This is a genomic window from Bradyrhizobium sp. AZCC 1577, from assembly GCF_036924575.1.
GTDB lineage: Bacteria > Pseudomonadota > Alphaproteobacteria > Rhizobiales > Xanthobacteraceae > Bradyrhizobium.
Window position 1 is genome coordinate 5,316,244 of the sequence record NZ_JAZHRQ010000001.1, and the last position, 13,174, is coordinate 5,329,417.

Genomic DNA, 13,174 nt, shown 5'->3' on the forward strand with positions numbered 1-13,174 from the left:
TGCGCCCTTGGCAACCTACGGCCGCGTCGACATGTTGCTCGGCGGGCCGACGGTGCGGATCGGTTCGGCGAGTCGCGCGAACTCGCACAGCAGCGAACGCGTCTTGCGCGGGTCGATCACCTCCTCGACCCAGAATTTCTCGGCAGAGCGGAACGGCGAGCGCAGCTTGTTGAGGCGGTCCTCGATCTCTTTCAGCTTTGCAGCCGGATCATCCGACCCGTCGATATCGGCGCGGTAGGCGGCCTCGATGCCGCCTTCGAGCGGCAACGAGCCCCAATAGGCCGACGGCCAGGCATAGCGCATCGAATAGCGGTTGGCCGGCTGGTGCACGACGCCGGCGACGCCGAACGCGTTGCGCACGATGATGGTGCACCAGGGCACGGTCGACTGGTTGACCGCCGCCATCGCCCGCACGCCGTGGCGGATCGTCGCCGACTTCTCGGCCTCGAGCCCGATCATGAAGCCCGGGCAATCCATTAGATAAACCACCGGCAGATGGAAAGTCTCGGCGAAATCGACCCAGCGCACCACCTTCTGGCAGGCTTCCGCCGTCCACGACCCGCCATAGTGGAAAGGATCGCTGGCGAGCAGCAGCACCGCGCGGCCCTCGAACCGGGCAAGGCCCGTGACGATCGGGCGACCGAAATTGGCGTTCACTTCGAAGAACGAGCCCTTGTCGACAACGGCGTCGATGATCGGGCGCATCTTGTAGACCTGGCGGCGATTGCGCGGCACCGCGTTCAACAGCGATTCTTCCGCGCGTTCGGGATCGTCGCTGCAGGCCGTGGTCGGCGGCAGGTCGTATACCGAGGACGGCAGATAGGACAGAAAACGCCTGGCGCGTTCGAACGCCTCTTCCTCGGTATCGACGGCATCATCGACGCCGCCGGCGCGGGTCTGGATCTCGGCGCCGCCAAGCTCCTGCTTCGTCAGGTCCTGGCCGAGGCGTTTTACGACCGGCGGGCCTGCGACGAACATCGCGGAATTTCGGGTCATGACGGAATAATGGCTAGCGGCAAGCCGCGCCGCGCCAAGGCCCGCGACCGAACCAAGCCCGAGCGCGACCACGGGCACCCGCGCCATGTTCGCCGTCGTGAACCAATACCAGCGCGTGCCGCCGACCCCGCCGGGCAGATTCGCAGCGCCACGCGTCTCGATCGTCTTCACCGAGCCACCGCCGCCCGAGCCTTCGATGACGCGGATGATCGGCAGGCGAAAATCGTGCGCCATCTCCTCGGCCATCAGCGGCTTGGCCGAGATCGAGGCGTCGGCCGAGCCGCCGCGCACGGTGAAATCGTCGCCGACGACAACCACGGTCCGGCCGTCGACCCTGCCGCGGCCGAACACGCAGTTTGCCGGCGTCAGGTGCCTGAGTTCGCTGTTTTCGTCGTATTCGGCGATGCCGGAAATCGCGCCGATCTCATGGAAGGAATTCTTGTCGATCAGTTTGTCGATGCGCTCACGAACCGTGAGCCGGCCCTGGTCATGCTGGCGCTTGACCTTGTCAACGCCTCCCATCTCGCGCGCGAACGCTTCGCGCCGAGCGAGCTCGTCGAGCTCCGGCTTCCAGTTCATTCGTATCCTCCGTCTTGATGATCTTGTTGTTATTATGGGCCGGCACCGGAAGCGGCTTTCTTTCGATCCGGTTGGCGAAGATGTCGCCCTCGGCGCCTTCCAGCAGGCCGCCGATCGCGACGCCGAGTTCGAGCATCTGCGGCGCCACTTCCCGGTGCAACCGCTCCTCGTCGAACATCGCGGCGAGAAGGCCGATCGTCACGACGACAAAGGTTTGATATTGCGGCGACCACACCGGCACCGCGCACCCGTTGATATGCGGGCTCCAGGTGCCGCAGCCCACGACATAGCCCTGTTCGCGCAGGTGGCGGCGGTTGTCTTCGATGCGCGGCTTCAACTGCGCCGCATTTTCCGGGATCTCGCGCTCCATTTCGGCGATCAGGGCATCGCCGACGTCGGTGTCGAGCGCTGCGGTGTAGGCAAAGCCGGCCGCGGTGCTCGTCATCGAGATGCGGCTGCCGGTGCCTTCGTGCAGGCCGAGCGCGTTCGCCGCGCGCGCGAATTCGAGATAGACGAGGTGATAGCGATCGGGAATCACGAAGCCGACGGTGCCTGGCAATTGATCGGCGACGTCCTGCAGACGCAGCCTGATCAGATTGCGAAGCTGCAACCCCTTCATCATCGAGGTGCTCATCGCCACCGCGCTTGGACCGATGCGGTATTTCTGGTCGCGCGGTAGATAGACGAGTTGGCCCATCCGCGTCAGCGTGTGAGTGAGCCGCGATACCGTCGACCGCGGCAGACCACAGCGGCTGGAAATTTCCAGATTGCCTAGTCTCGCTTCATGACCCTCGAAGCAGCGCAAGACGTCGAACGCCCGCGACACCACCTGGATCACGTCACCCTCGCCCGCCAGATCGCTGGCGAGCATTCCCTGTTTGCTAAGCCTTTCCGAGCGTCTTCCCATTGTTATGGCTCCATGGCCTAATTCCGCCCTGCGGAACAAAATTCCACTTGCAGAACAAACTACCTCAGGCAATCTGCGGCCACAACAAAAAGCCGTTCACGAGGACAGCCTGTCCGTCAGACGGTCCCGGGAGAGCGGAAATGCCAGAGATCAAGATTGTCACCGAAGTCGCCGGACGCGTGTGCGCGCTTCCCGTCGCAACTAGTGGCAATGTCGGCGACGGCGACGAGATCGCTTTCGTCGAAGCCATGAAGATGGAAATTCCGGTCACGTCGACGACGGCCGGAAAGATCAAGGCCATCCTGGTCAAACTCGACGACGTTATCGCCGAAGGACAGGTTGTCGCGATCATCGAAGCTTAACCGGATCACGGCATAAACTTTTTTGGAACGAGTTCCGCGACAATCTGTCCAGCTCTGGTATTGACGTGTACGCACGTGACGTTGCCATCGCCAGCCGCCGATGACATGATCGACGCTAACGAGAGAATTTTCGCATAGCGAAACAATCTGAGGGGAAAATTATGATCTACCGCTTGAAGGCGCTCGCGCCACTCGCCCTTGCAGGCATCTCATGGCTGACCTTGCCGGCGGCTCATGCGGAAGACGTCAAACTGCCGCCGACCATGGTGGTCACCGCCTATGACACCGGCACCGCGGGCTTCAACATCGCCGTCGGCGTCGGCAAGATGATGAAGGACAAATACGGCACCGATGTTCGCGTGCTGCCCGCCGGCAATGACGTGGCGCGACTGGCACCGCTGCGCGCCAAGCGCGCGGCCATGTCCGCGATGGGTTCCGGCACCTATTTCGCCCAGGAAGGCGTGTTCGAGTTCGGTACCAAGGAATGGGGCCCCCAGCCGCTGCAGCTCGTGCTGTCCACGGTCGATTGCAACGCCGCCACGCTCGGCGTCGCCAAGGATTCCGGTGTGACCGAGATCAAGCAGCTCAAGGGCAAGCGCGTGGGCTTTGTGGTTGGTTCGCCGGCGCTGAACCAGAACGCGCTCGCCATCCTGGCTTTCGGCGACCTCAAGCAAAGCGACGTCAAGGTCGTCGAGTTCTCGAGCTACGGCGCAATGTGGAAGGGTATGATCAACAACGACGTCGACGCTGCTTTCGCCACCACCATCACCGGCCCGGCGAAGGAACTCGAGACATCACCGCGCGGCATCATCTGGCCGCCCTTGCCTCATAACGACAAGGCCGGCTGGGAGCGCGTGAAAAAGGTCGGCTCGTTCTTCTTCCCGCACGTCGCGACCTGCGGCGCCGGCATCTCCAAGGACAAGCCGATCGAGCTCGGCAACTATCCCTACCCGATTTTCATGGCATACGGGACGCTGCCCGCCGACGAGGTCTATGCCATCACCAAGGCGATGATCACGGGTTACGACGCCTATAAGGATTCCGCGCCGGGCGCGGCCGGTCTTGCGGCCGACCGCCAGACCAAGAACTGGGTGGTTCCGGTGCATCCGGGCGCCGCCAGGGCGCTGAAGGAAGCCGGTCAATGGACCGACGCGCAGGAAGCCTACAACAAGGAATTGCTGAAGCGCCAGCAAGTGCTGGCCGCCGCATGGACGGACTACGGCAAGTCCAGCCCGCCATCGGATGACAAGGCGTTTCTCGAAGGCTGGATGAAGGCGCGCGCCGCGGCGCTGGCAAAGGCGAACATGCCCAACGGCTTTGAATAGCGCTGCCTCACTCGCCTGGGGTCTAAGGCGAATACCGTCTAGGGGGAATGATGTCACCTGCTGCGAGTGATAGCGTAGCCGCGTCTGCAAAACGAATTGAGTTCGACGACCCGCATGCCAACATGCAGGAAGCCGAAGTCACGCGGGTGCGGACATTGCGCGGGGCGTGGCGCTGGACGCTGGTGGTTGCAACCGCGGTAACCATCCTGCTGTGTATCAACCAGCAATTCTCCCTGCGCTTCTTCCTCGGCTACACCCAGCTCAACACCGAGTATTTCTATCTCCTGATCGCGCTGATGCTGCCGTTCACGTTCCTGATCTTTCCGGGGACCGGGAGCGCGCCGCTCGATCGAATTCCCCTGGTATGACATCCTGCTGTTTGTCGCCAGTTTCGCCTGTGCAATCCTCCTGATGCGCAGCGTCCGCAAGGCGGCAGAAGCCGGTTGGGAATTCGGCGGCGCGCCTACCTACGTGATCGTCGCCGGCGTCATCATGTGGGTCGTGCTGATGGAAGCGTTGCGGCGCACCGGCGGCTGGAGCCTGCTGCTGAGCGTGCTGCCATTTACGGTGTATCCCCTCTTCGCCGACGCGACGTGGCTGGGGCCGTTTCGCGGCACCCAATCGACACTCGAACAAGCGACGGCGTATCACGTGCTTTCGGGCGAAAGCCTGCTCGGCATCCCGATCCAGGCCTTTGCCGATACCGTGATCGGCTTTCTGGTGTTCGGCACGGCGCTGATGATGACGGGCGCCGGGAAATTCTTCATCAACCTGTCGTTTGCGATGTGCGGCACCTTCCGCGGCGGCGCCGCCAAGGTTTGCATCTTTGCTAGCGGCCTGCTCGGCATGATGTCGGGCTCGATCATCTCCAACGTGCTGACCGCCGGCACCATGACCATTCCCGTCATGAAGAAGAGCGGCTTCCGCGCCTCCTATGCCGCTGCGATCGAGGCCTGCGCCTCGACCGGCGCCGTGCTGGCACCGCCGGTGATGGGCGCGACCGCGTTCGTCATCGCGCAGTTCCTCAACGTCAGCTACGCGGACGTCGCGCTTGCTGCGATCATTCCGGCGACCCTCTACTACATCGGCCTCTTCATGCAGGTCGATTCCTATGCCGCCCGCCACGGGTTGAAGGGCATTCCGCGCGCCGAGCTGCCGAAGGTATGGGACACGATCAAGGACGGCTGGTACTACGTTTTCGTCATCGCGCTGCTGATCGTGATGCTGCTCTACTTCAAGCGTGAGAGCCACGCACCGTTCTACGCCACTGCGCTTCTTTTGGTGCTGAACCAGCTCTTCTCCAAGGAAACCCGCTGGACGCTTGCGACGATCAGCAAGTTCCTTGAGGTCAACGGCCGCACATTCGTCGAGTTGGTCGGCATCCTTGCCGGATGCGGGCTCTTGATCGGCGCGTTCTCGATGACCGGCGTGGTCTCGAGCCTCGCCAACGACCTGTTGCGGATCGCCGGCGACAACGCGCTCCTGCTGCTCGTGATGTGCGCCTTCACCAGCCTCGTGCTCGGGCTCGGGCTGACGACGACGGCCTGCTATATCTTCCTCGCCATCCTGGTGGCGCCTGCGCTGGAAAAACTCGGCCTCAACCGCATGGCCGTGCACATGTTCATCTTCTATTGGGGTATGCTGTCCTCGATCACGCCGCCGGTCGCCATCGCCTCCTTTGCCGCGGCCGGCATCGCCGGCTCGCCAGCAATGAAGACGGGGTGGGAATCGATGTGGGTCGGCAGCATCATCTATTTCATCCCGTTCTTCTTCGTGTTGAACCCGGCACTGGTGCTGCAGGGACCAAGCCCGTATCTCGAAGGGCTCGGACTGATGGCGCTGGCAGGCTTCGGCACGCTGTTCATCTGCGGCGGCATTCAGGGCTATCAGGTCTTTGTCGGCGATCTCAGAGCCGCCGGCGCGTTGGAATGGCCGCTGCGGATGTTGTTCGTAATTGGTGGCTTCGTGGTGGCGACGCCGGGCGGTGGGATCATGCCGCTCTCACAATGGCAGATCACCTCTCTTGGATTGGCGATCCTGATCCCGACCGTTCTGATCGCGCTCGTGCTGATACGGCGCCAGACTCTGGTGTCGGACCAGTTGCGCGCACCCTGATTGCGTTGCACAAGAAGAGGCGATGAAACCATTGCCTCTTCCGTTCACGGCAGGCCCCGCGACCTGGACCAGCTCGAAGCCGCCCTTGCTGCGGTTCCTGCGCGCGTGCCACGCCGAATTCGCTGACGAAACTAGTGGCGCGGTCGCCGACTACATCCCTGAGCTCGGCAAGGCGGACCCTGCCCATTTTGGCATCAGCCTCGCCACGCTCGACGGCCATGTCTACGAAGTCGGCGACACGCAGGTCCCCTTCACCATTCAGTCGATGTCAAAGCCCTTCGTGTTCGCGCTGGCGCTCGACACCTTGGGGGCGGCACGGGTCGAGAGCGTCATCGGCGTCGAGCCGTCGGGCGATCCCTTCAACTCGATCCGCCTCAACGCCGAGAACCATCCCTTCAACCCGATGGTAAACGCCGGCGCGATCTCCTGCTCCGGTCTGATCCACGAGGCCAAGGGCGATGCGGCATTCGAATACATCAGACAGGCGTTGGGCCGGTTTGCCGGGCGCGAGCTCGACGTCGACGATGCCGTCTATGCTTCCGAAAGCGCGACCGGCGACCGCAACCGCGCGATCGGCTACCTCCTGCGCACCAACGCGGTGATCAAGGAGAACGTGGCCGCCGTGCTGGAGGTCTATTTCCGGCAATGCGCCATCCTGGTGACGGCGCGTGATATCGCGGTGATGGCAGCGACGCTGGCCAACCGCGGCATCAATCCGGTGACCGGCGAGCAGGTGATGACGCCATATGCCATCTCGCGCACGCTTTCCGTGATGACGAGCTCCGGCATGTACGATTATGCGGGAGAGTGGATCTACCGGATCGGCATCCCCGCCAAGAGCGGAGTTGGCGGCGGCATCCTCGCGGCGCTCCCGGCGCGGCTCGGGCTTGGCAGCTATTCGCCAAAACTCGACAAGCACGGCAACAGCGTGCGCGGCATCAAGGTCTGCGAGGCGCTGTCGTCGCATTACGATCTGCACATGCTTAATCGCAGCGACGACGCGCGGACCAGCATCATCGCCGATTACGACATCGGCAACAGCCCCTCGCGGCGTGTGCGGCGCGCGCAGGAGCAGAACATCCTCGCCGCGCACCACCAGGATGTCCGTGTCATCGAGCTGGTCGGGACGCTGTCGTTTTCCAACGTCGACTACGTCTCGCGCCAGCTTGCGGCCAGGCCCCGCCCGCAATTGGTCATTTTCGACCTGCGCCGCGTCACCGCCATGACCCGCGCCGGCGCCCGCCTGCTCGCCGAGGAATTCCGCGAGCTCGCCGCGCACCACGTCACGGTGGTTCTGTCCGGCATCAGGCGCTCGTCGCCGGACTGGAAAGCGATTGCGGAATGGACCGAAGGTCTCACCAATATCCGCAACTATTACCTGCTCGACGCCGCCATCGAATGGGCGGAAGACCAGCTCGTCTATCGCTACGGCGGCGCCATCGACTTCTTCGAGGCGACCGAACTCTCCGAGCAATCGCTGCTGGTGGGGCTGACGGAGGAGGAATTGACCGATCTCGCCTCGCGCACGTCAATCCGGACCTGTCAAACCGGCGAGAAGATCATCTCCGCCGGCGATCTCGCCGCATCGCTGTTCTTCTTGCGGAGCGGCGCAGTCCACGTCACCCTGCCCGACGGCGTGAGGCTGGCGACATTGACGGCAGGCATGCCCTTTGGCGAAATGGCGCTGCTGGAGCCGCAGCGTTCCGCCGACGTGCTGGCCGACATGGCTGCGACCGCGTATGAAGTTTCACTCAGCGATTTCGAGCGCTTCCGGAAACAGCATCCGCGCGCCGGCGAGCGCATCATGCGCAACCTTGCGCAATTGCTGGCCGATCGCCTGATCCTCGCCAACGCCAAGCTGGACCTGCTGACGTCGGGGTAGACTAGATTTGGGGCACGGTCACGGCCGCATGGTTCGAGACGCCCGGCGCTGCCGGGCTCCTCACCATGAGGGTCTTAGATTCGTATCCCGGATACGACACTGCCAGACCTCATCCTGAGGAGCATCGCGACGCGATGCGTCTCGAAGGATGAAGCCACGGTGCCTACCCCGCTTTGCCCCGCCCGTTCTTTTCGGCGGCGCGGCGCAGCGCTTCGGCGAGCGCGCCGCCCTGCTCCTGCGGCTTGCGCGGCGACGACGACGTCATCGACGCCTTGGAATACTCGCGCATCTTGCTGTCCGACAGCTTGGGGCCCTTGTCGCCGATTTCGTCGTCGAGCCGCAACGTCAGCGCGATGCGCTTGCGGGCAACCTCGACTTCCAGCACCTTGACCTTGACGATGTCGCCCGGCTTCACCACCTCGCGCGGGTCCTTGATGAAATTTTTCGACATCGCCGAGATGTGCACCAACCCGTCCTGGTGGACGCCGATGTCGACGAAGGCGCCGAACGCCGCAACGTTCGTCACCGTGCCTTCCAGGATCATGCCGCGCTTGAGATCCTTGATCTCCTCGACACCCTCCTTGAACACCGCGGCCTTGAATGCCGGGCGCGGGTCGCGGCCGGGCTTTTCCAATTCGCGCAGGATGTCAGTGACCGTCGGCAGGCCGAAGGTTTCGTCGACAAAGGCCTGCGGCTTCAACTGTCGCACGACATCGGCATTGCCGATCAGCGCCTTGATGTCGCTCTTGGTCGCGGCGAGAATCCGGCGCACGACTGGATAGGCTTCGGGATGCACGCCGGAGGAATCCAGCGGGTCTTCGCCATTGTTGATGCGCAGGAAGCCGGCGCATTGCTCGAACGCCTTGGGTCCGAGCCGCGGCACTTCCTTGAGCTCCTTGCGCGACTTGAACGGCCCGTTGGCGTCGCGATGCTGCACGATGCTTTGCGCGAGCCCCGCACCGATGCCCGACACCCGCGCCAGCAGCGGCGCGGAAGCGGTATTGGCATCGACGCCGACGGCGTTGACGCAGTCTTCGACCACGGCATCGAGCGAACGCGCCAGCTTGGCCTCGCCGAGGTCGTGCTGATACTGGCCGACGCCAATTGCCTTCGGGTCGATCTTGACGAGTTCGGCGAGCGGGTCCTGCAGGCGCCGCGCGATCGACACCGCGCCGCGCAAGGTGACGTCGAGCTCCGGCAACTCTTCCGACGCAAAGGCCGAGGCGGAGTAGACTGACGCACCGGCCTCCGACACCACGATCTTCGACATCTTGAGATCCGGCAGCAGCTTGACGAGCTCGGTCGCCAACTTGTCTGTCTCGCGCGAGGCGGTGCCGTTGCCGATCGCGATCAGCTCGACGCGATGCGCGACCGCGAGTTTTCCGAGCGTCGCCAGTGCTTCATTCCATTGCCGCTGCGGCTCGTGCGGATAGATCGTCGTGGTCGCCACCACCTTCCCCGTCGCATCGACGATGGCGGTCTTGACGCCGGAGCGGTAGCCGGGATCCAGCCCCATGGTAACGCGGGCACCGGCGGGTGCCGCCAGCAGCAGGTCGCGCAAATTCGAGGCGAACACGCGCACGCCCTCGGTTTCGGCCGAAGTCCATAGCCGCATCCGCAAGTCGATATTGAGATGCACCTGGATCTTGGTGCGCCACGCCCAGCGCGCGGTCTCCACCAGCCAGCGGTCGCCCGGGCGCTTCTGATCGGTGATGCCAAAGCGCTGCATGATCTTCAGTTCATAGGCGCTGGGGACGCCGGCCTCGGGCACATTCGCCTCGGGCTGCATCTGCAGCTCCAGAATTTCTTCCTTTTCGCCGCGGAACAGCGCAAGGATGCGGTGTGAAGGCAGCTTGTGCAGCGACTGGTTGAAATCGAAATAGTCCTTGAACTTCTCGCCTTCGAGCTTCTTGCCCTTGCGCACGGTGGAGATCATCAGCGCGCTGGTCCACATCTCCTCGCGCAGCCGTCCGATCAGGTCGGCGTCTTCGGCGAATCGCTCCACCAGAATGGCGCGGGCGCCTTCGAGGGCGGCTGCGACGTCCGCCACCTGCTTTTCGGCGTCGACGAAGCCCGCCGCTACAACCGTTGGGTCGTTCTGCGGCTGGGTCAGCAACAGCTCGGACAGCGGCTCGAGTCCGGCTTCCTTGGCAATCTCGGCCTTGGTGCGGCGCTTCGGCTTGAAGGGCAGGTAGATATCTTCCAGGCGGCCCTTGGTGTCGGCCGCCATAATCTGTGCTTCCAGCGCGGCATCGAGCTTGCCCTGCTCGCGGATCGAATCAAGGATCGCCACCCGACGCGCTTCGAGCTCGCGCAAGTAAGTCAGGCGGTCCTCCAGCGTGCGCAACTGCGCGTCATCGAGCCCGCCGGTGATTTCCTTGCGGTAGCGCGCCACGAACGGCACCGTGGCGCCGCCGTCCAGCAGTTCGACCGTCGCCGCGATCTGCTCCTCGCGAACACCAAGCTCTTGCGCAATCTGTCGATTGATATTTGCCACGCGACCTCTTTCCAAAGCCGATTGCGGCGGGAGGACCGGCCGCGGGGACGCCGCTTATGGACCATCTCGGATCGATTTTTCAACCCGCCGCACGAAAGAAATTGATCTGTGGATCGGCCCATCGATCAACAACGGCACGCGGGATTCGCAAGGGAAAACATGCCGAGATAGGGGTGGATTGATGGCCTGGTAATGTGTAAACGGGCGCTCCCTCCCGGAGCTCCCATGTCGATCTGCGGTCTTGATTTCGGAACGTCGAACACGACGCTCGGCACCATGGAAGGCCGGGCGCCGGTTCTGATGGCGCTGGAAGCGGCGCACAGCACGATTCCCAGCGCGATCTTCTACGAGGCGGATGGCGGCGTTCTGATCGGCCGCAGGGCCATGGAAGCCTATGTCGAAGGCACGGCCGGCCGCCTGATGCGCAGCCTCAAATCCGTGCTCGGTACCTCGCTGATCGAGGAAACCACCCGGCTGGGCCGAGCGCGGGTCAGCTTTCGCGATGTGATTGCCTATTACCTCGGCGCGGTCAAACGTCGCGCGGAACAGGCCACAGCCCGCCAACTGCGCCATGTCGTCCATGGCCGTCCCGTGCATTTCGTCGATAATGCGCCAGACGCCGATCGTAAGGCGGAACAAACCCTGCGATCGATTGCGCAGGGGATCGGTTTCGAGGAGGTCACGTTTCAATTCGAACCGATCGCGGCGGCGCTGGACTATGAGCGGCAAATCACTTCCGAGGAACTGGCATTGATCGCCGATATCGGCGGCGGCACATCGGACTTTTCGATCGTGCGGCTGGGTCCCGAACGCCACGGCAATGCTGATCGTACAGCCGATATTCTCGCCAATGATGGCGTCCGCATCGGTGGCACCGATTTCGACCGTCAGCTCAGTCTCGGCGTGGTGATGCCGCTGTTCGGATTCCGCAGCGCCATGAAGCGCGCCGGGCTCGACGTGCCCTCGAGTTATTTTCACGACCTCGCCACCTGGTCGAACATCAACCGCATGTATGAGCCGCGCGTGATGGCTGATATCCGCCAGGTACGGCAGCAGGCGGCCGAGCCGGAACTTCTCGACCGGCTGATCCGCGTGGTCTACGAGCAGCGCGGCCATACGCTTGCAATGGAAATCGAGGATGCCAAGATCGCCCTGTCCGAGAAGCAGCGGGCGGACATTCCGCTGGAGTGGGTTGTCCCCGGGCTCAGTGCCAACATCGGCCGCTCCGATCTCGTCAGCCATACCAGGCAGTTGGCCGACCGCATCGCGGCGCGCATCAGGAACTGCTTCGTTCAGGCGGGACTGGCCGCTGAAGACATCGACTCCGTGTTCCTGACCGGCGGCTCGGTAAAACTCGCCCATGTCCACAAGGCGATCACCCAAGCCGTGCCGTCGGCCCGCGTCGTCGAAGGCGACATCTTTGGCGCCGTCGGCAAGGGACTGACGCTGGAGGCGCTACGGCGATACGGCCCTGCGAATTGAGATCAGCGGTTCGCGGACCCAGCCGCTGCTCACCCCACCACTTCCGTCACCGGCTGCATGTCGATGGCAAAGGTTTCCAGAAACTTCGACGTCATGATGTAGAAGCCGACCGAAAGCTGCAGTTCGACCAATGCGGCCGGCGTCAGCTTGGCGGCAATCGCGTTGAAAGTTGCGTCCGTCGGCTTGTGACGCCTAACGATCTCGTCGGTGAAGGCGAGCGCGGCGCGCTGCACGTCGTTGAAGCAGGTCGCCGCTTCCCAGTTTTCCAGCGCCTCGTTCTGCTCGTCGGTCACGCCGACGTTCTTCCCAATTCGCTTATGGGCGACGATCTCGTAAGGCGCCTCGCACAGGATGCCGGTGCGGGTGATGGCGAGCTCGCGCACGATCGGGTCCAGTTCGCCCTTGTGCCTGATGGCCCCGCCCAGCCGGCAGTATTGTTCGAGGTAGCTCGGCGAGTGCGCCATCATCCGGAAGATGTTCGCATTGCGGTTTTTGCCGAGCAGTTCGCGGGTGCGATCGTTGTGCTTGGCAGGATCGCTATATTCGATGCGGGCCATTCGTCACCTTGGGCTTTGGATTTTCTGATTTGCTGACAGAGAGATCATGCACTGCAGCAGGGAGCCGATCAACCGTCGAAACGTTGCGGTCGCAAGTGGGGCCTACGCTCAAGCCGTCAAACACGCTCCAAAAAACTCCCTTTCTCGTGCACAAACCGGCTGCGAGCGAGCCAAATTGCCGCCTCAATGCTGGTCGATTCTCGGGACTGTCGATATTCGCTGAGTGGGGACTCAAAAGAGCGAATACTCGTCGCGGGGTGTTCCGAGTAAAACCAGACTGAGCTCATCAGGCCTTCACGGGCAAGGATGACTCATGCCCAAGTCTAGGGAGTTAGGCATGAAGGAAGCCACCAGGAAGGCGGCCTCGGAAGCGCTTGCGCAGATGCTGGCGGTAACAGCGATGCTCGTCATCGCCAGCGTTGTGTTCTACTGGCACTGAATGTTGACGCGTCGAAGCACTCAGATTTTTCAC

Annotated in this window: 8 protein-coding genes and 1 pseudogene; 5 read left to right on the forward strand and 4 right to left on the reverse strand. The window is 63.1% G+C overall.

The window, feature by feature from the left end; genetic code table 11:
• Positions 1–15: 15 nt before the first annotated feature.
• Together V1278_RS25420 and V1278_RS25425 are read right to left on the reverse strand one after the other, a co-directional pair.
• Positions 16–1,575 (reverse strand): acyl-CoA carboxylase subunit beta, encoded by a 1,560-nt coding sequence (locus V1278_RS25420; RefSeq protein WP_334382561.1) that lies wholly within the window; start codon positions 1,573–1,575, stop codon positions 16–18.
• Complete coding sequence (locus V1278_RS25425) at positions 1,505–2,482, reverse strand: IclR family transcriptional regulator (RefSeq protein WP_334382562.1); 978 nt, start codon at positions 2,480–2,482, stop codon at positions 1,505–1,507. Before V1278_RS25425 ends, V1278_RS25420 begins: the two co-directional genes overlap by 71 nt.
• A 140-nt stretch (positions 2,483–2,622) precedes the next feature.
• On the opposite strand from V1278_RS25425, the gene V1278_RS25430 reads away from it, so the two are divergent.
• The 4 genes and pseudogenes from V1278_RS25430 (at position 2,623) to glsA (ending at position 8,166) form a co-directional block, all read left to right on the forward strand.
• Positions 2,623–2,844 carry an acetyl-CoA carboxylase biotin carboxyl carrier protein subunit gene (locus V1278_RS25430; protein WP_334382563.1) on the forward strand — a complete coding sequence of 74 codons (222 nt, stop codon included), beginning with the start codon at positions 2,623–2,625 and terminating at the stop codon, positions 2,842–2,844.
• Between the two features lie 161 nt (positions 2,845–3,005).
• A complete protein-coding gene (locus tag V1278_RS25435; protein WP_334368316.1) occupies positions 3,006–4,169 on the forward strand; it encodes a TAXI family TRAP transporter solute-binding subunit in 1,164 nt (387 codons plus the stop codon).
• A 50-nt stretch (positions 4,170–4,219) separates the two neighbouring features.
• Positions 4,220–6,284: pseudogene (locus V1278_RS25440) on the forward strand (TRAP transporter permease).
• A 22-nt stretch (positions 6,285–6,306) separates the two neighbouring features.
• On the forward strand, positions 6,307–8,166 hold the full coding sequence (gene glsA / locus V1278_RS25445) for a glutaminase A (RefSeq protein WP_334382564.1): 1,860 nt from the start codon (positions 6,307–6,309) through the stop codon (positions 8,164–8,166).
• A gap of 163 nt (positions 8,167–8,329) precedes the next feature.
• Here the strand turns inward: glsA and V1278_RS25450 are convergent, their stop codons facing one another.
• On the reverse strand, positions 8,330–10,663 hold the full coding sequence (locus V1278_RS25450) for a Tex family protein (RefSeq protein ID WP_334382565.1): 2,334 nt from the start codon (positions 10,661–10,663) through the stop codon (positions 8,330–8,332).
• Between the two features lie 225 nt (positions 10,664–10,888).
• On the opposite strand from V1278_RS25450, the gene V1278_RS25455 reads away from it, so the two are divergent.
• Positions 10,889–12,145 (forward strand): Hsp70 family protein, encoded by a 1,257-nt coding sequence (locus V1278_RS25455; protein WP_334382566.1) that lies wholly within the window; start codon positions 10,889–10,891, stop codon positions 12,143–12,145.
• A 29-nt stretch (positions 12,146–12,174) separates the two neighbouring features.
• Here the strand turns inward: V1278_RS25455 and V1278_RS25460 are convergent, their stop codons facing one another.
• A complete protein-coding gene (locus V1278_RS25460) occupies positions 12,175–12,702 on the reverse strand; it encodes a carboxymuconolactone decarboxylase family protein (protein WP_213285960.1) in 528 nt (175 codons plus the stop codon).
• Positions 12,703–13,174 lie beyond the last annotated feature (472 nt).